Origin of the sequence: Kosakonia pseudosacchari (assembly GCF_900184035.1) — a bacterium.
In the GTDB taxonomy this organism is placed as follows: Bacteria; Pseudomonadota; Gammaproteobacteria; order Enterobacterales; family Enterobacteriaceae; genus Kosakonia; species Kosakonia pseudosacchari.
Genome location: NZ_FXWP01000013.1, coordinates 565,188 through 592,024, shown reverse-complemented (window position 1 = coordinate 592,024; position 26,837 = coordinate 565,188). Strand labels below are relative to the sequence as shown.

21 protein-coding genes are annotated in these 26,837 nt (G+C 53.6%); 12 read left to right on the top strand and 9 right to left on the bottom strand.

Features of this window, described 5'->3' with window-relative positions; translation table 11 throughout:
* Nucleotides 1–78: 78 nt before the first annotated feature.
* Together BN2591_RS12785 and fabA are read left to right on the top strand one after the other, a co-directional pair.
* Entirely contained in the window at nucleotides 79–1,839 is a 1,761-nt protein-coding gene (locus tag BN2591_RS12785; protein ID WP_086871959.1) for an AAA family ATPase, read from the top strand.
* A gap of 69 nt (nucleotides 1,840–1,908) precedes the next feature.
* Nucleotides 1,909–2,427 (top strand): bifunctional 3-hydroxydecanoyl-ACP dehydratase/trans-2-decenoyl-ACP isomerase, encoded by a 519-nt coding sequence (gene fabA / locus BN2591_RS12780; protein ID WP_086871957.1) that lies wholly within the window; start codon nucleotides 1,909–1,911, stop codon nucleotides 2,425–2,427.
* 69 nt (nucleotides 2,428–2,496) lie between these two features.
* Here fabA and rmf read toward each other — a convergent pair whose 3' ends face one another.
* From rmf to rlmKL, 6 genes are all read right to left on the bottom strand, one after another.
* A complete protein-coding gene (gene rmf / locus BN2591_RS12775; RefSeq protein ID WP_017456222.1) occupies nucleotides 2,497–2,664 on the bottom strand; it encodes a ribosome modulation factor in 168 nt (55 codons plus the stop codon).
* Nucleotides 2,665–2,918: 254 nt separating this feature from the next.
* Nucleotides 2,919–3,491 (bottom strand): membrane integrity-associated transporter subunit PqiC, encoded by a 573-nt coding sequence (gene pqiC / locus BN2591_RS12770; RefSeq protein ID WP_086871955.1) that lies wholly within the window; start codon nucleotides 3,489–3,491, stop codon nucleotides 2,919–2,921.
* Nucleotides 3,488–5,128 (bottom strand): intermembrane transport protein PqiB, encoded by a 1,641-nt coding sequence (gene pqiB, locus BN2591_RS12765; protein ID WP_086871953.1) that lies wholly within the window; start codon nucleotides 5,126–5,128, stop codon nucleotides 3,488–3,490. Before pqiB ends, pqiC begins: the two co-directional genes overlap by 4 nt.
* Nucleotides 5,118–6,386 (bottom strand): membrane integrity-associated transporter subunit PqiA, encoded by a 1,269-nt coding sequence (gene pqiA, locus BN2591_RS12760; protein ID WP_086871951.1) that lies wholly within the window; start codon nucleotides 6,384–6,386, stop codon nucleotides 5,118–5,120. The genes pqiB and pqiA overlap by 11 nt, the downstream gene beginning before the upstream one ends.
* Nucleotides 6,387–6,397: 11 nt before the next feature.
* Nucleotides 6,398–8,305 carry an ABC transporter ATP-binding protein gene (locus tag BN2591_RS12755; RefSeq protein ID WP_086871949.1) on the bottom strand — a complete coding sequence of 636 codons (1,908 nt, stop codon included), beginning with the start codon at nucleotides 8,303–8,305 and terminating at the stop codon, nucleotides 6,398–6,400.
* A 12-nt stretch (nucleotides 8,306–8,317) separates the two neighbouring features.
* A complete protein-coding gene (rlmKL, locus tag BN2591_RS12750) occupies nucleotides 8,318–10,426 on the bottom strand; it encodes a bifunctional 23S rRNA (guanine(2069)-N(7))-methyltransferase RlmK/23S rRNA (guanine(2445)-N(2))-methyltransferase RlmL (protein ID WP_086871947.1) in 2,109 nt (702 codons plus the stop codon).
* Nucleotides 10,427–10,525: 99 nt separating this feature from the next.
* On the opposite strand from rlmKL, the gene BN2591_RS12745 reads away from it, so the two are divergent.
* Entirely contained in the window at nucleotides 10,526–11,635 is a 1,110-nt protein-coding gene (locus tag BN2591_RS12745; RefSeq protein WP_086871944.1) for a YcbX family protein, read from the top strand.
* On the opposite strand, the gene zapC is transcribed toward BN2591_RS12745, so the two are convergent.
* Nucleotides 11,632–12,174 (bottom strand): cell division protein ZapC, encoded by a 543-nt coding sequence (gene zapC / locus BN2591_RS12740; RefSeq protein WP_086871942.1) that lies wholly within the window; start codon nucleotides 12,172–12,174, stop codon nucleotides 11,632–11,634. The two genes, BN2591_RS12745 and zapC, sit on opposite strands and share 4 nt — an antisense overlap.
* A gap of 168 nt (nucleotides 12,175–12,342) precedes the next feature.
* A complete protein-coding gene (pyrD, locus tag BN2591_RS12735; RefSeq protein ID WP_086871940.1) occupies nucleotides 12,343–13,353 on the bottom strand; it encodes a quinone-dependent dihydroorotate dehydrogenase in 1,011 nt (336 codons plus the stop codon).
* Nucleotides 13,354–13,600: 247 nt separating this feature from the next.
* Here pyrD and ssuE point away from each other — a divergent pair, with 247 nt between their 5' ends.
* Genes ssuE through ssuB form a run of 5 tightly spaced genes read left to right on the top strand, consistent with a single transcriptional unit; the run spans nucleotide 13,601 to nucleotide 17,852 of the window.
* Nucleotides 13,601–14,176 carry an NADPH-dependent FMN reductase gene (ssuE, locus tag BN2591_RS12730; protein WP_086871939.1) on the top strand — a complete coding sequence of 192 codons (576 nt, stop codon included), beginning with the start codon at nucleotides 13,601–13,603 and terminating at the stop codon, nucleotides 14,174–14,176.
* A complete protein-coding gene (locus BN2591_RS12725) occupies nucleotides 14,169–15,140 on the top strand; it encodes a sulfonate ABC transporter substrate-binding protein (protein WP_086871937.1) in 972 nt (323 codons plus the stop codon). The genes ssuE and BN2591_RS12725 overlap by 8 nt, the downstream gene beginning before the upstream one ends.
* Nucleotides 15,137–16,282, top strand: a complete 1,146-nt coding sequence (ssuD, locus tag BN2591_RS12720; protein ID WP_086871935.1) for an FMNH2-dependent alkanesulfonate monooxygenase — start codon at nucleotides 15,137–15,139, stop codon at nucleotides 16,280–16,282. The genes BN2591_RS12725 and ssuD overlap by 4 nt, the downstream gene beginning before the upstream one ends.
* 8 nt (nucleotides 16,283–16,290) lie before the next feature.
* Complete coding sequence (gene ssuC, locus BN2591_RS12715; protein ID WP_086871934.1) at nucleotides 16,291–17,079, top strand: aliphatic sulfonate ABC transporter permease SsuC; 789 nt, start codon at nucleotides 16,291–16,293, stop codon at nucleotides 17,077–17,079.
* Complete coding sequence (gene ssuB / locus BN2591_RS12710; RefSeq protein ID WP_086871932.1) at nucleotides 17,076–17,852, top strand: aliphatic sulfonates ABC transporter ATP-binding protein; 777 nt, start codon at nucleotides 17,076–17,078, stop codon at nucleotides 17,850–17,852. Before ssuC ends, ssuB begins: the two co-directional genes overlap by 4 nt.
* Nucleotides 17,853–18,059: 207 nt before the next feature.
* Here the strand turns inward: ssuB and pepN are convergent, their stop codons facing one another.
* Nucleotides 18,060–20,672 carry an aminopeptidase N gene (gene pepN, locus BN2591_RS12705; protein WP_086871931.1) on the bottom strand — a complete coding sequence of 871 codons (2,613 nt, stop codon included), beginning with the start codon at nucleotides 20,670–20,672 and terminating at the stop codon, nucleotides 18,060–18,062.
* Between the two features lie 263 nt (nucleotides 20,673–20,935).
* On the opposite strand from pepN, the gene pncB reads away from it, so the two are divergent.
* The 4 genes from pncB (at nucleotide 20,936) to BN2591_RS12680 (ending at nucleotide 26,808) form a co-directional block, all read left to right on the top strand.
* Nucleotides 20,936–22,138 carry a nicotinate phosphoribosyltransferase gene (gene pncB / locus BN2591_RS12695; protein WP_086871930.1) on the top strand — a complete coding sequence of 401 codons (1,203 nt, stop codon included), beginning with the start codon at nucleotides 20,936–20,938 and terminating at the stop codon, nucleotides 22,136–22,138.
* Nucleotides 22,139–22,297: 159 nt separating this feature from the next.
* Complete coding sequence (gene asnS / locus BN2591_RS12690; protein WP_086871928.1) at nucleotides 22,298–23,698, top strand: asparagine--tRNA ligase; 1,401 nt, start codon at nucleotides 22,298–22,300, stop codon at nucleotides 23,696–23,698.
* Between the two features lie 590 nt (nucleotides 23,699–24,288).
* Nucleotides 24,289–25,431 (top strand): porin, encoded by a 1,143-nt coding sequence (locus BN2591_RS12685; RefSeq protein WP_086871927.1) that lies wholly within the window; start codon nucleotides 24,289–24,291, stop codon nucleotides 25,429–25,431.
* Nucleotides 25,432–25,617: 186 nt separating this feature from the next.
* Entirely contained in the window at nucleotides 25,618–26,808 is a 1,191-nt protein-coding gene (locus BN2591_RS12680; protein WP_086871925.1) for an amino acid aminotransferase, read from the top strand.
* Nucleotides 26,809–26,837: the final 29 nt, after the last annotated feature.

Genomic DNA, 26,837 nt, shown 5'->3' with positions numbered 1-26,837 from the left:
GAAAGCGTGTAATCAATGTGTGCTGTACGAGCGTTTACGGTATAATCGCGCCTTTGACATCAGACTAAAAAAACGACTTTGACCATTACAAAACTTGAATGGAACGACCTGGTTCCTGATACCACCTGCTATCAGGAAGTGTTTGAATCGTCCGAATTAACCCGCGAAACAGACTTCTCCCTGGCCGATACACAACCCCGATTACAGTACGCGCTGGAGCAATTGCTCTATCCGCAGGCGACGTCACGCTTTTTGCTGGCTAAAGCGCCAGAAGAAGCCGAATATCTTGCGCTTATCGCCAGCGCCACAGAGATGCTCATTCCTGAAGCCCGCCCATTTTCTGGCGGCCAATATCATGTCAACGGTTCGGCGATTCGCTTTGAACCTTCAACTGATGCCCAGGCAAATTTTATCGGCAACAAACCAACCGTAATCGCCGACTGGGTAGAGGCAGAACAGCTTTTCGGCTGCCTTCGCCAGTTTAATCAGGAAATCACGCTGCAACCCGGCCTCGTCCATCAGGCAAACGGTGGGGTGTTGATAATTTCCTTGCGAACTTTGCTCGCACAACCGTTGCTGTGGATGCGCCTGAAAACCATGATAACGCAGCGCCGTTTTGACTGGGTCTCCTTTGATGAATCGCGCCCCTTGCCCGTCATTGTGCCCTCCATGCCAATGGATCTTAAAGTCATCCTGGTGGGGGAACGTGAATCACTGGCGGATTTCCAGGAAATGGAGCCGGAACTCGCGTCGCAGGCTATTTACAGCGAATATGAAGAAACGCTGCAAATTGCCGATGCCGAAACAATGTCCATATGGCGTCAGTGGGTCGAGCAAACCGCACGCGATGCGCACTTACCTGCCCCTGCAGCCGATGCATGGCCAAAGCTCATTCGCGAAGCTGTCCGCTATACAGGCGATCAGGAAACATTACCGCTTTGCCCCATGTGGTTGTCACGACAATTGCGAGAAGTAGCGGCGATGTCCGCCGATGAAACCTTCAGTGGGGAAGAGTTCCAGACAATGCTTGCTCAGCGAGAGTGGCGAGAAGGTTTCCTCGCGGAACGCATGCAGGATGAGATCTTGCTTGAACAAATCCTGATCGAAACCGAAGGAGAACGCATCGGTCAGATCAATGCGCTGTCCGTTATTGAGTTTCCAGGACATCCACGTGCCTTTGGCGAACCCTCGCGAATCAGTTGTGTGGTACATGTTGGCGATGGCGAGTTTAACGATATTGAACGCAAAGCTGAGCTGGGCGGTAATATCCATGCCAAAGGCATGATGATCATGCAAGCGTTTCTGATGGCGGAACTGGAACTGGAACAACAGATCCCCTTCTCCGCCTCACTGACTTTTGAACAATCGTACAGCGAAGTCGACGGTGACAGCGCATCAATGGCTGAACTGTGTGCATTAATCAGCGCGCTGTCTGAAGTTCCGCTTAACCAGAGCATCGCTATCACCGGTTCGGTGGATCAATTTGGTCGCTCCCAACCGGTCGGCGGGCTGAATGAAAAAATCGAAGGCTTCTTCGCTATTTGCCAGCAGCGACAGCTCACTGGCAAACAAGGAGTGATTATCCCCTCGGCAAATGTGCGCCATCTCTGTCTGCATCAGGAACTTCTGGATGCTATCCAGGCGCAGCAATTTTTCATCTGGGCAGTAGATGACATGATGGATGCGCTACCCTTATTAACGGGCTTGCCGTGGGATGCCGAAGGGCAAAACACCCTTAAGCAACTCATCCTGGAACGTATTGCGCAGGCAACACAACAGGATGCGCGCCACCGCTTCCCGTGGCCGCTTCGCTGGTTGAACTGGTTTATCCGAAACTGATCGGACTTGTTCAGCGTACACGTGTTAGCTATCCTGCGTCCGAAACTATAAATAAGGCTTACTGAGAACATGGTAGATAAACGCGAATCCTATACAAAAGAAGATCTTCTTGCCTCTGCTCGTGGCGAATTGTTTGGTGCAAAAGGCCCGCAATTGCCGGCACCGAATATGCTCATGATGGACCGTGTGGTCAAAATGACTGAAACCGGCGGTAACTTCGATAAAGGCTATGTTGAAGCTGAGCTGGATATCAACCCGGATCTGTGGTTCTTTGGCTGCCATTTCATTGGCGACCCGGTGATGCCAGGCTGCCTCGGCCTCGATGCAATGTGGCAACTGGTTGGTTTCTACCTGGGCTGGCTCGGCGGCGAAGGCAAAGGCCGCGCGCTGGGCGTAGGCGAAGTGAAATTCACCGGCCAGGTGCTGCCAACGGCGAAAACCGTGACTTACCGTATTCACTTTAAACGCGTTGTAAACCGTCGTTTGATTATGGGTCTGGCAGATGGTGAAGTGCTGGTTGATGGTCGCGTTATCTATACCGCTGCCGACCTGAAAGTAGGTCTGTTCCAGGATACGTCTAATTTCTGATACCGGGTTACTTACCCAGTAAAGGCGAAACCTCCGCAATGCGGAGGTTTCTTTTTTAAAGAGACAGAATCAGGCAATGACTGCCCTGTCTTCCATGGCCTCCCGCCAGCCTCCCAGCCACTCGGACCTTTGATTCAGGGTTTGGTAGGGACACATTTCCTTCGGGCGCCCGGTAATACCAGCCTGATAACCACGTTGATGTGCCCGTTCCAGGCGATCGCGTTTTTGTCTCTTCATGCCTCGTTTCCCTCATTATTTGATCTGGTGGAAAAGAAAACAGTGGTCACTTAATGTGCAACCACAGGTCACAAATACCTTGAATAGACTTCGTCGTCAATGCGCAAAATTCACGCCAGTGTCATAAATGTGAGCTACACAAAAGTTCATTTGTACAAAAAATGTGAGCCAGCACAACTAATGGTTTGTACCCAAACATAAAAAAACCGCCATAAATTTTGTCTATGGCGGTTTTTTTTAGACTTCCGATTTACTTATGGCAGGCGATTTAACGCATTTGCAATACTGACAGCCTCTTGCTGCCAGCCCAGTGCCAGCATTTTCACCATATCATCATAGCCATCCTGCTGCTGTTTGAGCTCGATATGGAAAGGGCGCTTGATCAGTTGCCCCTGATGCTTGAGCAACCATTCACCGCTTACAATCACGCGCCCATCATAGCGGCCATGAAAACCGGTTACGGTTACGTTTAGCGTATCTTGTTCGCTTCCTAACGGCTGCGAGGCAACCACCCAACCCGGCAGCTGATTGCTCAGATTGGACACCAGCGTGTTACGCAGTTGCTGATCGAGCGGGCTGGCCCATAAATTGTTCGTTGCAATGACGTACTGCACATCGCTGGTTTGGTACACCACGCCATTTCCTGCGAGAAAATCAGGGACCGAAACTTGCTCAACCCATAACTGACGATTCCCCTGGTTTTGCCCGGCCATCGCCTGCGCCTTCACCTGAGCCGGCGAAGGCAGCTGATAGTAGCTTTTGTTATCACCGCCACTACTGCAGGCTGTCAGCAACAGCGCCAGTATTGCTAATGCGCTCTTTTTCATTCTTTTGCCCTCTTCGGCTGCGGATCGGGTTTCCCTTTCGCTTCAAATACCAGCGCGTTGCTCTTATCGTTGAGCGTTTTCAGCACTGGTTGCAGTTCACGCAATACCTGATCGAGGCGCTGCATATCCGCCACCATTTTGTTATAAGCGGCGGAACCCGGCTGGAAGCCCTGCATACTACGGTTGAGCTCGCGTAGCGTGCTTTGCATATCTGCGGGCAGTTGCTGCATCGACTGGCTGGCAGTCAGTTTGTTGAGGTTATCCAGCGTCGTTTGCAGACGTTTGAGCGTTTGCTGGCTTTCAGATAGCGTGCTCGTCGCCTGCTGGATCATCGGGTTCAACGGTAAGTTGTTGATTTTGTCCAGCGTGTCCATTAACCGTTGCTGGATCTGCGCCAGTCCGCCACTCACTGTCGGGATGATTGGATAGCCAGCGAACTCATGCATGCCGCTGATCGCTGGCGCATTATTGTAAAAGTCGAGATCGACATACAGCGCGCCGGTAACGATATTGCCGGTTTTCAACGAACCACGCAGACCACGCTTCAGTAGCTCATTGAGATGCGCGCTCATATCCGGATCTTCACCCAGTTGATTCGCCAGACGTTCCGGCTCAATACGGATCAGAACCGGAATACGATAATCATCATTCAGCGCCTGACGCATACCTTCCGTAAAGAATGGCACCTTGCTCACGGTACCAAGGCGGATGCCGCGGAATTCAACCGGCGCGCCGGGTTGCAAGCCCCGGATCGAATCTTTAAAGAACATCAGATAATCAACGTGTTCGGTGTATAGCGAGTCCTGAATACTGCGCTGATCGTCATACAACTTAAAGGCGCTATTTTCCGCCACCGGCTGCCCCAAATCCAGGCCTTCCGGCACATCGAAGCTGACACCGCCGCCGAACAGCGTCGTCAGCGACCCCATCTCGACGCGCATCCCGGCAGAGGTGAGATCGACGGCAATGCCGCTGTCTTTCCAGAAGCGCACATTGCTGGTCACCAGCCGATCGTTCGGCGCATTAATAAATAGCTGATAGCTCATGGTCCGTTTTTGCGTATCAAAAGTGCTGGTTTCCACCGACCCCACGCGATAGCCACGGAACAACACCGGATCGCCTGGCGTTAATTGCCCCGCTTTATTACTGTCAAGGATCACGCGGATGCCCTTCGCATCCGGCGGTGCCAGCGGTGGCGAATCGAGTAAGTTATAGCGCTCCGGCGCATTGCCTTTCATACCGGGCTGAAGCTCGATATAGGCACCAGAAAGTAACGTGCCAAGCCCGCTAATACCTTCGCGGCCCACTTGCGGTTTCACCACCCAGAACACCGAGTCATTATGCAGCAGCTTTTCCATGCCGGAATTCAGCCGCGCTTTGATCTCCACATGCGTAAGGTCATCGGTCAGCGTCGTGCTCTCCACCACGCCGACATCCACACTGCGACTTTTAATCGTCGTTTTGCCGCCGACAATCCCTTCGGCGTTATTGGTGATTAGGGTGACTTCCGGACCTTGATGGCTGTAATGATAAAAAAGGATCCAGGCACCAATCAGCGCCGTCACAATCGGGAAAATCCACACCGGTGACCAGTTTCTTACCTTTTGCACCCTGGCTTCCCCACTCTTATTCTCCATGCTTTAACGACTCCTCATGGTGCGTTTGTGGCTCGCGATCCCAGCTCAGACGCGGATCGAAAGTCATTGCCGCAAACATCGTGATAATAACGACCAGCGCAAACATCAGCGCACCCATCGCAGGATAAATATTCATCAGCCCCCCCATCCGCACCAGCGCAGACAGTACGGCAATAACAAACACGTCGATCATTGACCAGCGCCCAACGAATTCCACTATTTCATAAATAAAATGCATGCGTTCGCAATCGCGCTTTCCGTGCCCTTTTGCATCAATACACAGCCAGGCGATACCAATCATTTTCAGCGTCGGCACCATAATACTGGCGATAAAAATCACTAACGCGACCGGATACGACCCCTCGCTCCACAGTAAAATCACCCCGGCCAGAATAGTCGACGGCATACGGTCGCCCAACAGATCCGTCACCATGATGGGCAGAATATTGGCGGGTAGATAGAGCATGATGGCGGTCATCAGCAGCGCCAGCGTCCACTGAATACTGTTGCGCCGACGCACATGGCCGTGCGTATGGCAGCGTGGGCAAACCGGCTGGTCAATCGCGACTATCGCCGTACAGCAAGGGCAGGATCGCAGACCCTGCCGTATACCCGGAACACCGACATGTAGCGGCTGCGCAACAGCCGGCGCTGGCGCAATGTCGTCCCACAGCCAGTGGCGATCTACACACTGAAACGCCCGCAGTTGCAACAGACAGAACAGACACCAGGGAATGAAACTGCTGCCAATGCCAATATCGCCATAGGCCATCAGTTTGACAAAACTCACCAATACTCCGGCGAGAAAAATTTCTGCCATTCCCCAGCTTTTAAGCTGGAATAACACACGGGCCAGACCAATTTTCAGGCGAAAATCCATCGGCACGCGGTTAACCAACAGCAGGATCGTCACCAGGCAAAACGCCGGCACAAACTGCACGAACAACAGAAAGAAAGTGCCGAGGCTGGCGTAATCTTCCGAGAACATGACGCCAGGAATTTCCAGCAGCGTCACCTCACTGGCAACGCCCGCCACTTTCATATTTACGAAGGGAAAAAGGTTGGAGAGCAATAACATAAACAGCGCGACGATAGCATAAGCAGTGGGACGCTGCCGCGGCGCGTCCCACTCGGTCGTAAGCGTTGTCCCACAACGCGGGCAAGCCGCTTTATGTCCATGTTGCAGCGGAGGTAACGCCACCAGCATGTCACATTGCGAACAGAGAATGTGTCGAGTGGCGTGGTGGTGTTCACACATACAGGCTCCCTTTATGCGCCGTTTTTCAGAGCCTCCAGATACTCCCAGCGTTCAAACGCTTCCTCAAGCGCTTGCTCCGCCGAAGCCATATCGGCTAAGACTTTCTGCGTATGGTCGTGCGGCTGACTAAAGAAACTGGCATCGGCGACCTGCGCTTGCAAATCCCCAAGTTGTGCTTCCAGTTGTTCCAGCTTTTGCGGTAATTGTTCCAGTTCACGCTGCAGGTTATAGCTTAGTTTGTTACTGTTGCGTTTGACAGTTTCTGCTTTGGCGACCGGCGCTTCCAGACTTTTTTTCACGGCGTCCTGCTTTTGCATCTGCGAAGCAGCCTGTTGACCACGGGCATCGTGATAGCCGCCAACATACTGACCAATCTGGCCGTCACCTTCGAAGATCCAGCATTCGGTCACGGTATTATCAACGAACTGACGATCGTGGCTCACCAGCAGAACCGTACCCTGATAGGCGTCGATAAGCTCTTCCAGCAGCTCCAGCGTTTCAACATCCAGGTCGTTGGTCGGTTCATCGAGAATTAACAGGTTGCTGGGTTTCAGGAACAAACGCGCCAGCAACAGTCGGTTGCGTTCCCCGCCAGAAAGCGCACGTACCGGCGTCATCGCCCGTTTCGGATGGAACAGAAAGTCCTGCAGGTAACCCAGAATGTGGCGCGGCTTGCCGTTCACCATCACCTCTTGTTTACCCTCAGCAAGGTTGTCCATTACCGTTTTATCCGGATCCAGTTCGGCGCGGTGCTGATCGAAATAGGCCACTTCCAGCTTAGTCCCCACATGGACGCGTCCACTGTCGGCTTTCAGTTGATCAAGCATCAGCTTCAGCAAAGTGGTTTTACCGCACCCGTTCGGACCAATCAGCGCAATTTTGTCGCCGCGCTGCACTTGCGTGGAGAAGTCGCGCACCAGCACTTTGCCGTCGATGCCATAGTTAACGTTTTCCATCTCGAAAACAATCTTGCCCGAGCGGGAGGCTTCTTCCACCTGCATCTTCGCGCTGCCCATCACTTCACGGCGTTCACTGCGCTCGCGGCGCATGGCTTTTAACGCGCGCACGCGGCCTTCGTTACGCGTACGACGCGCCTTGATGCCCTGGCGGATCCACACCTCTTCCTGCGCCAGCTTGCGATCGAATTCCGCGTTTTGCAGCTCTTCCACACGCAGGGCTTCTTCTTTCTCCAGCAGATACTGATCGTAATTGCCCGGATAGGAAACCAGCTTGCCGCGATCAAGGTCGACGATACGTGTCGCCATATTGCGAATAAACGAACGATCGTGAGAGATAAAGATAATGGTGCCGCCGAAAGATTTCAGGAACCCTTCCAGCCAGTCGATAGTTTCAATATCCAGGTGGTTGGTCGGTTCGTCGAGCAGCAGTACGCGCGGGCCGCTTACCAGCGCGCGCCCCAGCGCGGCCTTACGCAACCAGCCGCCGGAAAGGGCAGAAAGCGACATATCAGCCGTCAGCCCAAGCTGCGCCAGCACTTCGTTGATACGATTTTCCAGTTGCCATAAACCGTGGTGATCCAGCATCTCCTGCACACGCGCTAACTCGGCGAGATTTTTATCGCTCGGATCGCTCATCACCAGATGAGAAACCTCATGGTAGCGCTTGAGATACTCGGCCTGCTCTTCAATCCCTTCAGCGACAAAATCGTAGACGCTGCCGGTAACATTACGCGGCGGATCCTGCTGCAGGCGCGCGACCACCAAATCTTGTTCATACACAATGCGACCATCGTCCAGGTTAACTTCCCGGTTGAGGATCTTCATCAGCGTCGATTTCCCTGCGCCGTTACGCCCAACAAGGCACACGCGTTCATTTTCTTCGATATGCAGTTCAGCATTATCGAGAAGCGGCGCGTCGCTGAACGACAGCCACGCGCCATGCATACTGATTAATGACATTTATTTATCCTTTCAGGCTGCGGTAATCAGCCAGCAGTTGTGGATCTGACGGTTGCGGGCAAAATCCTGCGACAGCGTTTTTTGGGTGATTTCTTGTGCTTTAAGACCCAGTTTCGCCAGCCCGTCGAGATCCATACGGAAACCGCGTTTGTTATTGGAAAACATAATCGTGCCGCCCTTACGTAACAGACGCTTCAGATCTTCCATCAGGCGCATGTGATCGCGCTGGACATCAAAAGAGTCCTCCATACGTTTGGAGTTAGAGAAGGTCGGCGGATCGATAAAGATCAGGTCGAACTGCTCATCAGTATCGCGCAGCCACGCCAGGCAGTCGGCCTGAATCAGGCGATGTGCACGACCGCTCAGCCCATTAAGACGCAGGTTGCGTTCGGCCCACTCCAGATAGGTACGTGACATATCCACCGTTGTCGTCGAGCGCGCACCGCCCAGACCGGCATGCACACTGGCGCTGCCGGTATAAGAGAAAAGATTCAGGAAATCTTTGCCTTTACTCATTTGGCCGAGCATACGGCGCGCGATACGGTGATCGAGGAACAGACCGGTATCCAGATAATCGGTCAGGTTGACCCACAGGCGAGCGTTATATTCGCTCACTTCCATGAAATCACCCTTTTCATTCATCTTCTGATACTGGTTGTTGCCCTTCTGCCGTTCACGGGTTTTTAGCACCAGTTTGTTTGGCGCAATTCCCAGCACCTGAATGGTGGCGGCGATGATGTCAAACAGGCGCTGACGTGCTTTTTGCGCATCAATCGTTTTCGGCGCGGCATACTCCTGCACCACCACCCAGTCGGCATAGCGATCGACCGCGACGTTGTAGTCCGGCAGATCGGCATCGTACAGGCGATAGCATTCGATACCTTCCTGACGCGCCCATTTCTCCAGCTTTTTCACGTTCTTGCGCAGGCGATTCGCGTAATCTTCCGCCATTGCCGGCGCTTTCGCTTCGCCGGTATTTTCCGCCAGATGGTAATTTTTCTGTACGCAGTCCAGCGGGCCATTTTTCGCTTTGAACTGGCGCTCAGCGCGCAATTGCAGGCAGTTCAGCAGATCAACGGAGGCGCTAAACAATGACAGATTCCAGCCACCAAATTGTGCTTTCAGCAGACGCCCCAACAGGCTGTGCAGCGCGATTAGCGCCGGTTCACTTTCCAGACGCTCACCATACGGCGGGTTACTGATCACCGTACCATACGGGCCTTTTGGCAGCGGGTTGCTCAGCTCAGCAACGTCTTTCACCTCAAACGTCACCAGCTCGCCAATCCCGGCACGGCGGGCGTTTTTACGGGCGATATCGATAACGCGCGCGTCGCTGTCTGAACCATAAAAATGGGATGCGTAATTTGCCAGCCCCGCACGCGCACGCGTTTGCGCTTCAGCTTTCACCTCTTGCCACAACGCGTCATCGTGCTGCGCCCAGCCACCAAAACCCCAGTGGCCGCGGTGCAGACCCGGCGCGCGATCGGTCGCCGCCATTGCAGCTTCAATCAACAGTGTCCCGGAACCACACATCGGATCGAGTAGGGGGGAGCCTGGCTGCCAGCCAGAACGCATCACGATCGCGGCGGCCAGGTTTTCTTTGATCGGCGCCATCCCGGTGCGATCGCGGTAACCGCGCAGGTGCAAACCTTCACCACTCAGATCAAGGGAGATATTCGCTGTATCCTGGTTCAGCCAGACGTTAATACGCAGGTCTGGCATCTCACGTTCCACATTCGGACGCGGCAGGTTTTTGCGGGTAAAGCTGTCGACGATCGCATCTTTAACTTTCAGCGCGCCGTACTGGCTGTTGCGGATTTCATCGTTCAGGCCGCTAAAATGGACGGCAAAGGTTGCGCCCGGATTAAATATCTCTGTCCAGTTGATCGCCTGCACGCCGAGGTAGAGATCAAGATCGCTGTAAACCTTGCACTCCCCGAGCGGCAGCATAATGCGCGAAGCCAGACGACTCCACATCAGGCTCTGGTACAGGAGCCGCGTGTCCCCTTCAAAATGGACACCACCCTGAACAACGCGGCACTCCACAGCGCCGAGTTTTTCCAGTTCAGTTTTTAACAGCTCTTCCAGCCCGCGGGCCGTACTGGCAAACAGAGAAATCATAATGTCACTTACATTCAACGAAAATTGTTGCGCATTATAGCTAATCTGGCGTTCATGTCATAAAGTTGAGGGCTAATTTTCATCAGACAGGGGGAAGACGTGCCAACGCTTTCACGTCTTTTTATTCATCCGGTAAAATCCATGCGCGGTATCGGCCTGACGCATGCACTTGCCGATATCAGCGGCCTCGCTTTTGACCGTGTTTTTATGGTCACGCAACCCGATGGCACTTTTATTACCGCACGGCAGTATCCGCAGATGGTGCGCTTTACGCCATCACCGTTAACCGATGGCTTGCACTTGACCGCACCGGATGGCAGCAGCGCGGTGATTCGCTTTGCCGATTTTGCGCCCGACGCCGCACCCACGGAAGTGTGGGGTAATCACTTTACTGCACTTATCGCGCCCGAAGAGATTAACCGCTGGCTGAGCGGCTTTTTTTCCCGCGAGGTGCAATTGCGCTGGGTTGGGCCTGAATTAACTCGCCGCGTCAAACACCACGAGGATGTGCCGTTATCTTTCGCCGATGGCTTTCCGTATCTGCTGGCGAACGAAGCCTCGTTGCGTGATGTACAAAACCGTTGTCCGGCCAGCGTGAAAATGGAGCAGTTTCGCCCCAACCTGGTGGTAACGGGCGCGCAGCCCTGGGAAGAGGACAGCTGGAAAGTGGTGCGTATTGGCGAGGTGGTTTTTGACGTCGTGAAACCGTGCAGCCGGTGTGTGTTTACCACTGTCAGCCCGGAGCGCGGGCAAAAACACCCTGCCGGTGAACCGCTCGCGACCTTACAGCGTTTTCGCACTGCGCAGGACAATGGCACTGTCGATTTTGGCCAAAACCTGATTGCCCGTAACAGCGGTGTGATTCGCGTCGGCGATGAGGTAGCCGTGCTGGCAACAGCGCCCGCGAAAATATACGGCGCAGGCGCAGTCGAAGAGTCTGTAGAACAGGATGCGCAACCCGCAGGCACAGTGGAAATTAACTGGCAAGGCCAAACATTTCGCGGGAATAACCAACAAGTGTTGCTGGAACAGCTGGAGAACCAGGGGATTCGCGTGCCCTACTCTTGTCGCGCGGGGATTTGCGGCTGCTGCCGGATCCGCGTAATGGAAGGTGAAGTTAGTGCGCTGAAGAAATCAGCGGTTGCACCGGATGGTTCAATTCTTTGCTGTAGCTGTGTGCCGAAAACATCGCTGCGACTGGAGGCTTAAACCGCCTGTTCGAGCTGGATGGCGTTGGTATGCAGCTGTGGTTTGAGGCGATCGTTCATAACTTTAATCGCGTCGCCCAGCTGCATGGTGCGCCCGGCAATCACCACACCGGGTTGCGCCAGCAGACACAGCGCGGCATTTTCACCCGGTTCGACCACCAGCAGATTCACACACTCCTGCGTATCGCTCAGCCAGACACAAGCGCCTTCGCCCGTAACTGGCGTCCACTGGGAATCATGCGTCATAAAGTGCCAGCTTTTCGGCATTTGCGGCTTCAGGAAGCGAATCGCTACCAGCGCATTAAGCACCAGTTCAGCGCGTTGCTCATTGGATAACGGCAAATCGCGACATTTTTCATCAAAGGAGAAATAAAGCGCAGCATCATCAACGCAAAAACCAGACGGCGAGAAAGCGTCTGGTGTCAGCGTCTTACGGGCAAAACGAGAGCGAAATAACATGCCATTGGCTAAGTCGAGCATCATGCGATCATGCTCATCATCAAAATACCATCGCCAATTATCGTCAGGTTTAATTCGCATTTTCCTCTCCCCTTCCCCTAAACATCCTGTCGTTTTTTCATCCTGTTTGCCGCCTCGTTTATTACCTAAATAATAAAAGACTAAAATGTTTAAATTAGCAACAGTGGTGGAATATAAAACAACCAGGGCGGGAAATAAAGCCCTGGTTACACAGGAAGGGATAAAAGATTAGATATGGGTAACGATTTCTTTAATCAGCGGTGGGCCTTTAAAAATAAAGCCCGAATAAATTTGCACCAGTGACGCACCGGCGGCAATTTTCTCGCGAGCCGCTATCACCGAGTCGATGCCGCCTACGCCAATAATCGGCAAGCGTCCGTTTAATTCTTGCGACAACCGCCGAATAATTTCCGTGCTTTTTAATTGCAACGGACGGCCACTTAAACCACCCGTTTCGTCACAATGTTTCATTCCCTGCACCAGCGATCTTTCCAGCGTGGTATTAGTGGCAATAACGCCATCGATATTGTGGCGAACTAAACTATCGGCTACCTGGATCAATTCCTCTTCAGAAAGATCTGGTGCGATCTTTACGGCTACCGGAACATATTTATGATGCACATTTTGCAGATCGTTTTGCTTATTCTTAATTGCCGTAAGCAGATCGTCCAGCGCTTCGCCATATTGTAACGTACGTAAACCGGGCGTATTTGGTGAGGAAATATTGATGGCGATATAACCGGCATAGGCATAGATTTTTTCCATACAAATCAGGTAGTCATCTTTACCCTGCTCGACAGGCGTGTCTTTATTCTTGCCAATATTAATGCCCAGGACACCGTCGAAGTGCGATTTTTTCACGTTCTCAACCAGGTTATCGACGCCAAGATTATTAAAGCCCATGCGGTTGATCAGCCCTTCAGCCTCCACCAGGCGGAAGATCCTCGGCTTGTCATTACCAGGCTGCGGGCGCGGCGTCACGGTACCGATTTCGATGGCGCCAAACCCCATCGCACCCAGCGCATCAATGCACTCACCATTTTTATCCAGCCCGGCCGCTAACCCCAACGGGTTTTTAAAGGTCAGACCCATGCATTTGACCGGTTTCTCCGGTACACGCTGACGCACAAGGGCTTCAAAAGGCGTGCCGGTAATACGGCGTAATTGCTGGAACGTTAATTCATGAGCGCGCTCTGGATCGAGCTGGAAAAGGGCTTTACGAACGAAGGGGTAGTACATGAACTCTCCTGGATTCCCGGTTGCAAACCGGGGGCGTATTATCTGCGATTACCCGGTGAAAGGGAATTGACCTGCGGCAAAAAAAGGCGATTCGACGCAATCGTTTTCTCTCATCACTCTCCTTTATGCAAATTTCAGCATATTTTCATCGAATAAATCATTTAGTGGAATAAATCGACTCTGCCACACTGCCTTAAATTGTTATGAATGTTATCTAAAAGCAAACAATTGGTTATAAGGAGCGATTATGAGAGTTGTCACCCTGGCCGGAAGCCCGCGCTTTCCCTCCCGCTCCAGCGCGTTGCTGGAGTATGCCCACGAGCGCCTGAATGCGCAGGATATCGAAGTGTGTCACTGGCATTTGCAAAATTTCGCGCCGGAGGATCTCATCTATGCCCGCTTTGATAGCCCCGCGTTGCAAACATTTATAGGGCAACTTAACGAGGCCGATGGCTTAATCGTCGCCACACCGATCTATAAAGCGGCTTACTCCGGCGCCCTGAAAACGCTGCTCGATCTACTGCCCGAGCGGGCACTGGAGGGCAAAGTGGTGTTGCCGCTGGCCACTGGCGGCACCGTGGCGCATATGCTGGCGGTGGATTACGCGCTAAAGCCGGTGCTCAGCGCGCTGAAAGCGCAAGAGATCCTGCATGGCGTTTTCGCCGATGACAGTCAGGTGCTGGATTACCAGCACAAGCCCAGCCTGACGCCTAACCTGCAAACCCGTCTGGATAAAGCACTGGAAACCTTCTGGCAAGCGCTGCACCGCCGGGATATTCAGGCCCCGGCTTTCCACCTGCCGCAAGGAGTCGCGCATGTTTAATCTGTTCAAAAACCGCGCGCAATGGTTAGCGTTAAGCGGTTTACTGACGCTTTCCGCCTGGACGCAGGCCGCCGAACCGGCACCGGAAAGTTTGCGTATTGGTTACCAGAAAGGCAGCGTCAGCATGGTGCTGGCAAAAAGCTATGCACTGCTGGAAAAACGCTACCCGAACACCAAAATCACCTGGACGGAATTCCCGGCAGGCCCACAAATGCTGGAAGCGCTGAATATTGGCAGTATTGATCTCGGCAGTACGGGCGATATTCCGCCGATTTTTGCCCAGGCCGCAGGCGCGGATCTTTTGTATGTCGGCGTTGAGCCGCCAAAGCCGAAAGCAGAAGTGATCCTTGTTGCCCAAAATAGCCCGATTAAAACGGTTGCCGATCTGAAAGGACACAAAGTCGCTTTGCAGAAAGGTTCCAGTTCACACAATTTACTGCTGCGTGCTCTGCAACAGGCCGGGCTGAAATTCAGCGATATCCAGCCGGTGTTTTTGACCCCAGCAGATGCACGTGCCGCGTTCCAGCAAGGTAATGTTGATGCGTGGGCCATCTGGGATCCTTACTACTCGGCGGCCCTGCTTCAGGGTGGCGTGCGCGTATTAAAAGACGGCACCACGCTGAAACAGACCGGTTCGTTTTATTTAGCTTCGCGTCCCTATGCGGAAAAAAACGGTGCATTTATTCAGGGCGTTCTGAATACCTTTAGCGAAGCCGACGCGTTAACCCTTAGCCAGCGTGACGAAAGCATCGCGCTGTTTGCCAAAACGTTGGGGTTGCCTCAGCCGGTGATTGCCAGCTATTTCGATCACCGCCCGCCAACCAAAATTTCGCCAGTCGACGACACCACCGCCGCACTGCAACAGCAAACGGCCGATCTCTTTTATGAAAACCGTTTACTACCGAAAAAAGTCGATATTCGCACCCGTATCTGGCAACCGGCCAATCAAGGAGCCAAGTCATGAGCTTAAATCTGTTCTGGTTTTTACCCACCCACGGCGATGGTCACTATTTAGGGACGGACCACGGCTCGCGCCCGGTAGATCATGCTTATTTACAACAAGTCGCGCAGGCAGCGGATCGTTTAGGGTTCAGCGGAGTGCTGATCCCCACCGGGCGTTCCTGTGAAGACGCGTGGCTGGTCGCCGCCTCACTTATCCCGGTGACACAGCGGTTGAAGTTTCTTGTCGCCCTGCGCCCCAGCGTCACGTCGCCGACCGTCGCTGCGCGTCAGGCGGCCACGCTGGACAGGCTCTCCAACGGACGGGCACTGTTTAACCTGGTGACCGGCAGCGATCCGCAGGAACTGGCCGGAGACGGCGTATTTCTCGATCATACGCAGCGTTATGAAGCCTCTGCCGAGTTTACTCACGTCTGGCGTCGTCTGCTGGAAGGCGACACTGTAGACTTCGAGGGTAAACATATTCATGTGCGTGGTGCGAAACTCTTTTTCCCGCCGGTGCAGCAACCGCGACCGCCGCTCTATTTCGGCGGATCGTCCGATGTGGCACAAGATCTGGCCGCTGAGCAGGTAGACCTCTATCTGACATGGGGCGAGCCGCCAGCGCAGGTAAAAGAAAAAATTGAAAAGGTACGCGCCAAAGCCGCAGCCTACGGGCGTAAAGTGCGCTTCGGTATTCGTCTGCATGTAATTGTCCGGGAAACGAATGCAGAAGCCTGGCAGGCAGCGAATAACCTGATCGCCCATCTGGATGATGCCACGATTGCTAAAGCGCAGGCCGCCTTCTCTCGCCAGGATTCCGTCGGTCAACAGCGGATGGCGGCGCTTCATGGCGGCAAGCGCGATCAGCTGGAGATCAGCCCCAACCTGTGGGCTGGCGTTGGGCTGGTACGCGGCGGCGCGGGAACCGCGCTGGTGGGCGATGGCCCGACCGTCGCGGCAAGAATCAATGAATACGCTGAGCTTGGTATCGACAGTTTTATTCTTTCCGGTTATCCGCACCTGGAAGAGGCATATCGTGTCGGCGAACTGCTGTTCCCGCACCTGGATGTCACGGTGCCGCAAATTCCGCAGCCACAGCCATTGCAACCGCAGGGCGAAACCGTGGCGAACGAGTTTATTCCCCGAAAAGTGGCGCAAAGCTGAGGCAAATTATGGCGGCAGAAAAGAGATGGCTCCTGCGCATTGCCCCCTGGCTGCTGCCGGCGGGGATTGTGGTGGTATGGCAAATCGCCTCCTCCACCGGCCTGCTCTCCACGCGCATTCTTCCCTCACCGGAGGGCGTGCTGGAAGCGTTCTGGACATTAAGCGTGAGCGGTGAATTGTGGCAACACCTGGCGATCAGCTCCTGGCGTGCGGTGATTGGTTTTTCGATCGGCGGCAGTATCGGTCTGACGCTGGGGTTGATTAGCGGGTTGTCGCGCTGGGGAGAACGTCTGCTGGATACCTCGATCCAGATGTTGCGCAATGTGCCGCATCTGGCACTGATCCCCCTGGTTATCTTGTGGTTTGGTATTGATGAGAGCGCGAAAATTTTCCTTGTTGCGCTTGGCACGTTGTTCCCCATTTACATCAATACCTGGCACGGCATTCGTAATATCGACCGCGGGTTACTGGAGATGGCGCGCAGCTACGGTTTGTCCGGTTTTGCGCTCTTTGCTCATGTGATCCTCCCCGGCGCTCTGCCGTCGATTATGGTCGGGGTACGCTTTGCGCTCGGCCTGATGTGGCTGACGCTGATTGTGGCGGAGACGATTTCCGCTAACGCCGGGATTGGCTACCTGGCGATGAACGCCAGAGAGTTCCTGCAAACGGATGTCGTGGTGGTCGCCATCATCCTCTATGCCCTGCTCGGTAAACTCGCCGATGTCAGTGCGCAATTGCTGGAGCGCCTGTGGCTGCGCTGGCATCCCGCTTATCACGTGAAGGAGGCAACAGCATGAATACTGCGCGACTCACTCAGGGGATCCCGCTGTTATTAAATGGCGTGAGTAAGCATTACGGCAATAACACCGTGCTGAGCGGGCTGGATCTGCATATTGCCGCCGGGCAGTTTGTCGCCGTGGTAGGTCGCAGCGGCGGAGGCAAAAGCACATTGCTGCGCCTGCTGGCCGGGCTGGAAACCGCCAATGCCGGAGAGCTGTTAGCGGGTAGTACACCGCTGGCGAACATTCAAAATGACACGCGAATGATGTTTCAGGATGCCCGGCTCCTGCCATGGAAATCCGTAATAGATAATGTCGGTTTAGGGTTGAAAGGCCGCTGGCGCGAGGCCGCACAGGATGCGTTACGCGCGGTCGGGCTGGAGCAGCGAGCCAGCGAGTGGCCTGCGGTGTTGTCCGGCGGCCAGAAACAGCGGGTCGCGCTGGCGCGGGCGCTGGTACATCAACCGGGGCTGCTGCTGCTCGACGAACCGTTAGGTGCGCTGGATGCATTAACCCGACTGGAGATGCAGGCGCTCATCACACAGTTATGGCAGACACACGGTTTCACAGTGGTGCTGGTGACGCATGATGTCAGTGAAGCAGTGGCAATGGCGGATCGCGTACTGTTAATAGAAGAAGGAAAAATCGGGCTGGACTTAGCCATCGATCTGCCACGTCCACGCCGCCTGGGTTCGGTAAGGCTGGCGGAGCTGGAAGCGGAAGTATTGAACCGGGTGATGAAACGCGGCGAGTCGGAAACCGTTCCGTTACCGCATACTCGCCACGCTTAATGCTCTGTAGTAACCGGCACAGGTCGCGCCCGTTAAGGCTTATTGCTTACTGAAAACCACGCTCTGTCGGCGCGATCATCAACCGGATTGAGTTCTGCCCGGTTGGCTTTGGGATTAAATAACAGACTGGCAGGCGCTGCTTATTACAGTTTCGGCGTGCCCTTTGTGGGGAAAACAGTGCCGCCTTCGGTGAAGGCGGCATTTTCATTACGCCAGCGCTTTGCTGACTTTCTCGTACAGATCGCCGGAAAGGTTCGGCAACGCTTTTAACTGCTCCAGCGCCGCACGCATCATCGCCTGACGTTTAGCGTCATAGCGTTTCAGGCGGATCAGCGGCTCAATCAGACGCGATGCCACTTGCGGGTTACGGCTGTTCAGCTCAGTTAACATCTCGGCCAGGAACTGATAACCGCTGCCATCCAGCGCATGGAACGCCGCCGGGTTGCTGCCGGCGAAAGCGCCAATCAGCGAGCGGATGCGGTTCGGGTTGCTGAGCGAGAACGAGCGATGCTTCAACAGGCTGCGCACCGTTTGCAGCACATCTTCCGCCGGGCTGGTGGCCTGCAGGATAAACCATTTATCCATCACCAGGCCGTCGTGATGCCATTTGTCATCGTACTCTTGCATCAGCGCATCACGGCACGGCAGTTGCGCGGCAACCGCTGCAGAGAGCGCCGCCAGGGCATCCGTCATGTTATCAGCGTCGTGATACTGCTGGCTCACCAGTTTGTCTGCCAGTTGCGCATCGCCAAACGCCAGGTAACGCAAGCACGTGTTGCGTAAAGAACGTTTGCCGATATCCGCATGTTCAACGCGGTAGCTATCGAGTTTGTGCGCGTTGTACACCGCCAGGCACTCATCAGCAAGTTCGGTGGCAAGCGTGCGCGTCAGTGCTTCACGTACTGCGGATATGGCGATCGGATCGATAGTTTCAAACAGCTCGGCGATCTCATTTGCCGACGGCAGCGTCAGGATCTCCGCGGCCAGCGCTGGATCAATCGTTTCGTCCAGCAGGATCGCACGGAAGGCATCCGCGACATGCAGTGGCAGCGACAGCGCCTGGCCCTGTTGGTGGCGCGCAACGTTCAGTTTAATGTGTGTTGCCAGCAGGCTTTGTGCCGCATCCCAGCGAGAGAAATCGTTACTGGCGTGGCGCATCAGGAAAGTCAGTTGCTGATCGCTCCACTTATATTCCAGTTTCACCGGCGCGGAGAATTCACGCAGCAGCGACGGCACCGGCTGGTAATAGACGTTATCAAAGATAAAAGTCTGTTCCGCCTGCGTGACGTTGAGGACGTTATGTACCGGGTGCCCGTCTTTCTGCAGCGGGATCACTTTACCTTCGTTATCATACAGTTCGATATCGAACGGAATGTGCAGCGGCAGTTTCTCTTGCTGTTCGGCGGTCGGCGGTGTGCGCTGGCTGATGGTCAGCGTGTATTGCTCGGTGTTCGGGTTGTAATCATCGTGCACCGTCACCACGGGTGTACCGGCCTGGCTGTACCAGCGGCGGAAATGCGACAGGTCGATATTCGACGCGTCTTCCATAGCCTGCACGAAATCGTCGCAGGTCGCCGCGCTACCGTCATGACGCTCAAAATAGAGCTGCATCCCTTTCTGGAAGTTCTCTTCGCCAAGCAGCGTATGCATCATGCGAATCACTTCCGCGCCCTTTTCATACACCGTCAGGGTGTAGAAGTTATTCATTTCAATGACTTTATCCGGGCGGATCGGGTGCGCCATCGGGCTGGCGTCTTCGGCGAACTGCATACCGCGCATGGTGCGCACGTTATTAATACGGTTTACCGCACGGGAGCCCAGATCGGAGCTGAACTCCTGATCGCGGAATACGGTCAGGCCTTCTTTCAGGCTGAGCTGGAACCAGTCGCGGCAGGTTACGCGGTTACCGGTCCAGTTATGGAAGTATTCGTGACCAATTACGCGCTCGATATCAAGGTAGTCTTTATCGGTGGCAGTATCGGTACGGGCAAGCACGTATTTCGAGTTGAAGATGTTCAACCCTTTGTTTTCCATCGCGCCCATATTGAAGAAGTCGACAGCGACAATCATATAGATGTCGAGATCGTACTCAAGGCCGAAACGCTGCTCGTCCCATTTCATGGAGTTTTTCAGCGAGGTCATCGCCCATGCCGCACGATCGAGGTTGCCGCGATCGACATACAGCTCCAGCGCCACTTCGCGCCCGGAACGGGTGGTGAAGGTGTCGCGCAGGACGTCGAAATCCCCGGCGACCAGCGCAAACAGATAGCAGGGTTTCGGGAACGGATCCTGCCACTGCACCCAGTGACGGCCATTATCCAGCTCGCCCTGATCAACGCGGTTGCCGTTAGAGAGCAAGAACGGATAGCGGGTTTTATCGGCAATCAGCTTGGTGGTAAAGCGCGCCAGCACATCCGGGCGGTCAAGATACCAGGTAATATGGCGGAAGCCTTCCGCTTCGCACTGCGTGCACAGCGCTTCACCGGACTGGTACAGACCTTCGAGCGCGGTGTTCGCGGCCGGGCTTATCTCATTCACAATGCGCAAGGTAAAACGCTCTGGCAAGCCATCGATCACCAGCTGGGAGCCTTCTTCTTTATAGTTGGTCCAGGGCTCATCATTTACGTGAATGGAAATCAGGGTCAGTTCGCCGCCGTCCAGGCGTAGCGGCGCAGCAGAGGCGCTATGGCGTGACACTTTGCTCTGCGCCGTGACGACGGTTTTGGCGGCGTCAAGGTCAAAGGTCAAGTCAATATCGCTAATCAGGTAGTCCGGCGCACGGTAGTCGTGGCGGTATTTGGCTTGTGGCTGTTGTGTCATAAAAAACCTTTAGCATCTTCTGTTGGTTACGACTCCAGTCTATTCCGGTTGCCGCAAACGCGCCACGCAGAATCTTCATCTTTTCAGAGGGAAAAGCTCTGTCTGCTACATTTTTATAACAGGAGGCACGAAATGCCATCGACCCATCCAGCACGTTATGGTGTGATCAGGGTTCAATAACCTGGTAAACAAGGTATACTCCAGCGACTACCTGCTTTGTTTATTGTACTAAACGCTCCTGTAAGAGGATGCTACTGCGCACCATGACTCAACTCGCTTTCTCTGGTCTGCAAACGCTGCTGGATACCGACGCTTACAAGCTGCATATGCAGCAAGCGGTGTTCCACCACTATTATGACGTGCATGTCACGGCCGAATTCCGCTGTCGCGGTGATGACCTGCTCGGTATTTATGCCGATGCCGTCCGCGAACAGGTCGACGCCATGCAGTCGTTGCGTCTGCAAGATGACGAGTATCTGTGGCTGTCCGGCCTCCCCTTCTTCCAGCCTGACTACCTTAACTGGCTACGTCATTTTCGTTACGACCCGCGCCAGGTCACGATTACCAATGACAACGGCAAACTGCATATCAGCCTTTCCGGTCCATGGCGCGAAGTGATCATGTGGGAAGTGCCGCTGCTGGCAGTGATCAGTGAAGTGGTTCACCGCTGCCGTTCGCCACAGACTGGTGTTCAGCAGGCTCTGCTGCATCTGGAAGAGAAACTGGCGGATTTCGCTACGCGCACCGCGCAAATAGATATGTCCGGTTTCCGTCTGATGGATTTCGGCACGCGGCGTCGTTTCTCCCGCGATGTGCAGCAAGCGATAGTCGAGCGGTTGCAACAAGAACCATGGTTTATCGGCACCAGCAATTATGATCTGGCCCGTCGCCTGTCACTGACGCCGATGGGTACCCAGGCGCATGAATGGTTCCAGGCGCACCAACAGATCAGCCCCGATTTGGCCACCAGCCAGCGCGCGGCGCTCGCGGCCTGGCTTGCAGAGTATCCAAACCAACTGGGGATTGCGTTAACAGACTGCATTACGATGGATGCGTTTTTACGTGACTTCGGCCCGGAATTCGCAACCCGCTACCAGGGCCTGCGCCATGATTCTGGCGATCCAGTGGAATGGGGCGAAAAAGCGATTGCTCACTATGAGAAACTCGGCATCGATCCCCTGTCGAAGACGCTGATATTCTCGGACAATCTTGATCTGAATAAAGCGCTGGATCTCTATTGCCACTTTGCCGATCGCGTCAAGCTGGGCTTTGGTATCGGGACACGCCTGACGTGTGATATTCCCGGCGTAAAACCGCTGAATATTGTTATCAAACTCGTTGAGTGCAACGGAAAACCGGTGGCGAAATTATCTGACAGCCCCGGAAAAACCATCTGCCATGACAAGGCGTTTGTCCGCGCCTTACGCGAAGCGTTTGACCTGCCGCAGGTCAAAAAAGCCAGTTAATAGCAGGGAGCCTGGGGGCTCCCTTCTTTTTTGCCAATAATTTATTAATTGTTCCTGCTAATTCTGCTTGTCTGATGGCGTACGCCAGGTAACATAGATATCCCCCCTAATCGGGCGGACAAGTGTTTATTTTTTCCGACTATTAACAGAGAGAATATTATGAGCGTTGTGCCTGTAGCCGACGTATTCCATAGCCGTGTTGCCGTTGACAGTGAAGTCACCGTACGCGGATGGGTACGCACCCGCCGAGATTCTAAAGCTGGTATCTCCTTCCTCGCCGTTTATGACGGCTCCTGCTTTAATCCTGTACAGGCCGTTATTAATAATTCTCTGCCCAATTACAATGATGAAGTGCTGCGTCTGACCACCGGCTGCTCGGTGATTGTGACCGGTAAAGTCGTGGCCTCACCGGGCGAAGGCCAGAGCCTGGAGATTCAGGCGACATCTGTCGAAGTCACCGGCTGGGTTGAAGATCCGGATACCTACCCGATGGCGGCAAAACGCCATAGTATTGAGTATCTGCGCGAAGTGGCCCACCTGCGCCCGCGTACCAACCTGATTGGTGCGGTTGCGCGCGTTCGCCACACGCTGGCGCAGGCGTTACATCGTTTCTTCGACGAACAAGGTTTCTTCTGGGTATCTGCGCCGCTTATCACCGCATCGGATACCGAAGGTGCAGGCGAAATGTTCCGCGTCTCCACGCTGGACATGGAAAACCTGCCGCGAACTGCGGAAGGCAAAGTCGATTTTGATAAAGATTTCTTTGGCAAAGAAGCCTTCCTGACCGTTTCCGGCCAGTTGAATGCTGAAACCTATGCCTGCGCCCTGTCCAAGGTTTATACCTTCGGCCCAACTTTCCGCGCGGAGAATTCCAACACCAGCCGCCATCTGGCTGAGTTCTGGATGCTGGAACCGGAAATCGCTTTCGCCGATCTCGACGATAACGCCCGTCTGGCTGAAGCGATGCTGAAATACGCCTTTAAAGCGGTGCTGGAAGAGCGTCTGGATGACCTTAAGTTCTTTGAAGAGCGCGTGGATAAAGACGCGATTGGCCGTCTGGAGCGTTTCATCGCGGCAGATTTCGCCCAGGTTGATTACACCGATGCGGTCGCTATTCTCGAAAAATGCGGTGAGAAGTTCGAGAACCCGGTTTACTGGGGCGTCGATCTGGCTTCTGAACATGAACGTTACCTGGCCGAGAAACACTTCAAAGCACCGGTGGTGGTGAAAAACTACCCGAAAGATATTAAGGCGTTCTATATGCGTCTTAACGAAGATGGTAAAACCGTGGCGGCGATGGATGTGCTGGCGCCGGGTATCGGTGAAATCATCGGCGGTTCTCAGCGTGAAGAGCGTCTTGATGTCCTGGATGCCCGCATGGCAGAAATGGGGCTGAATAAAGAAGATTACTGGTGGTATCGCGATCTGCGCCGTTACGGCACTGTACCGCACTCCGGCTTCGGTCTCGGTTTTGAACGCCTGATTGCCTACGTAACCGGCGTACAGAACGTGCGTGATGTGATCCCCTTCCCGCGTACGCCGCGCTCCGCAACATTCTGATGTTCTCAAGGCCAGCGTTATCGCTGGCCTTTTCATTTATGTGACGCCCGTCAACTTTTATTAACAGCCCATCAGTTGAGTCACCGCATTTTTACCCTTCTTTGCGCTTTTTTACCCCTGAAAAACATCTGTACATAAATCACCCAATCCGTTTATTGCGGAATATGTCAGCCTGTTAATTAGCACTTTTGGTTAAAATACGCACAGCAATCTGGACGGCTAAATGCCGTTATAAGAAAATACACGACACGAGCGTTTAGCGGATAAGAAAAGCCTTTAGCTTAATTAAACATAAGTAATTCATATAAATAGCAATGATATCGCTCATTAAATCAGCACCTGAAGCTGAACTTTGAGATGGTTCACAAAGTTCCCGTAAATACACAAAATCTTACACAATATTTCTTTTTGTTACTGCTTTAAGACATTTGTAGCACTTTCAGGGTAGCGAAACGTTGTTATGTTTGGAAAGATGCCTTTCAGACACAGAAAGACACCAAACTCTCATCAATAGTTCCGTAAATTTTTATTGACGGAATTTATTGGCGGCAGTGGCAGGTGTTCAAAAAAACCAATGAGGGTAATAAATAATGATGAAGCGCAATATTCTGGCAGTGGTTATCCCTGCTCTGCTGGCAGCCGGTGCAGCTAACGCTGCAGAAATCTACAACAAAGACGGCAACAAAGTAGACCTGTATGGTAAAGCTGTAGGCCGTCATGTTTGGACGACCACTGGCGAAGGCAGCTCTAACAGCGATGCGACTTACGGCCAGATCGGTTTTAAAGGCGAAACTCAGATCAATAGTGATCTGACTGGTTATGGCCAGTGGGAATATCGTACCAATGCAAGCAAAGCAGAAGGCGAGCAAGGCGCAGGTAATACCCGTCTGGCATTTGCAGGTCTGAAAGTTGCTAATGTTGGTTCTCTGGATTACGGCCGTAACTATGGTGTTGTATATGATGTTGAATCCTATACTGATATGGCACCGTACTTCTCCGGCGAAACCTGGGGTGGCGCTTACACTGATAACTACCTGACCAGCCGTGCTGGTGGTGTTCTGACCTATCGTAACTCTGATTTCTTCGGTCTGGTTGATGGCCTGGCTTTCGCTGTACAATATCAGGGCAAAAACGAATCCAGCCACAGCCTGAATGCACAGAACGGTGATGGTGTTGGCTACTCTGTAACTTATGATTTCGGTGAAGGTTTCGGCGTTTCCGGTGCATACAGTAACTCCAAACGCACCACCGCGCAGGAAGCAGATGGTAACGGTGACCGTGCTGAAGCATGGGCTGTTGGTGCAAAATATGATGCAAACAACATCTACCTCGCCACTGTTTACGCTGAAACGCGTAACATGACTATCGTTAACAGCGCTGCTGGTCAGACTGCAATTAACGATGCAACTCCGGCAGGAGAGACTGCAGCTGATTACTGGGAAGCAGCTAACAAAACTCAGAACTTTGAAGTTGTTGCCCAGTACCAATTCGATTTTGGTCTGCGTCCGGCAATTTCTTATGTCCAGAGCAAAGGTAAAAACCTGAACGGTGCAGAAAGCACTGCAGACCTGGCTAAATATATCCAGGCTGGCGTGACTTATTACTTCAATAAGAACATGAACGTGTTCTTCGATTACCGTTTCAACCTGCTGGATAGCAACGATTACAGCGCTAAAACCTACGGCATCGGTACTGATGACCAGGCAGCTGTTGGTCTGACCTACCAGTTCTAATAGTCACCCTCGACTGTTATATGCATATCAAACAGGGCCTTTGGCCCTGTTTTTTTATGCCAGCAAGATAAATCACGATGAGTTTTGAAAAGCATCGCGCTTTTTATCGCAAACGGTTGGCAATTCCTGTGTCAGCCGTTAACCTGATAGCGGACCTCCCTTCTGTCATCAAAATGGAACCTCGTCATGTTTGAGAATATAACCGCCGCCCCTGCCGATCCCATTCTGGGTCTGGCCGATCTGTTTCGCGCCGATGAACGCCCCAATAAAATCAACTTAGGCATCGGTGTCTATAAAGATGAAACTGGCAAGACCCCGGTGCTGACCAGCGTTAAAAAAGCCGAGCTTTATCTGCTGGAAAATGAAACCACCAAAAACTACCTCGGTATCGACGGTATTCCTGAGTTTGGCCGTTGCACGCAGGAACTGCTGTTCGGCAAAGGCAGCGCGATTATCAATGACAAACGTGCGCGCACCGCGCAAACGCCTGGCGGTACAGGTGGCCTGCGCGTGGCGGCAGATTTTCTCGCCAAAAACACCACCGCAAAACGTGTCTGGGTGAGCAATCCGAGCTGGCCGAACCACAAAGGCGTGTTTAACTCCGCCGGTCTGGAAGTGTGTGAATACGCTTACTACGATGCGCAGAACCACGCGCTGGACTTCGACGGTATGCTGGCAAACCTGAATAACGCTCAGGCGGGCGACGTGGTGCTGTTCCACGGCTGCTGCCATAACCCGACAGGTATCGATCCAACGCTGGAACAGTGGGAAACGCTGGCGAAATTGTCCGTTGAAAAAGGCTGGCTGCCGCTGTTTGACTTCGCTTATCAGGGCTTTGCTCGCGGTCTCGAAGAAGATGCCGAAGGGCTGCGCGCATTTGCCGCACTGCACAAAGAACTGCTGGTCGCCAGTTCGTTCTCGAAAAACTTTGGCCTGTACAATGAGCGCGTTGGTGCCTGTACACTGGTGAGCGCAGACGCGGAAAGCGCCGATCGCGCATTCAGCCAGATGAAAGCCGTTATTCGTGCCAACTACTCAAACCCGCCGGCGCATGGCGCTTCGGTGGTTGCAACCATTCTCAGTAACGAGGCTCTGCGTGCCATTTGGGAGCAAGAGTTAACGGACATGCGCCAGCGCATTCAGCGTATGCGCCTGCTGTTTGTTAATACCTTGCAGGAGAAAGGGGCTAACCGCGATTTCAGCTTTATCACCAAACAGAACGGTATGTTCTCGTTCAGCGGCCTGACCAAAGAACAGGTGCTGCGCTTGCGTGAAGAGTTTGGTATCTATGCGGTTGCTTCTGGGCGCATTAACGTCGCAGGTATGACGCCGGATAATATGTCGCCGCTGTGCGAAGCTATCGTTGCCGTACTGTAAGTTACAGCAGTAACAAAAAGGGTCGCCGA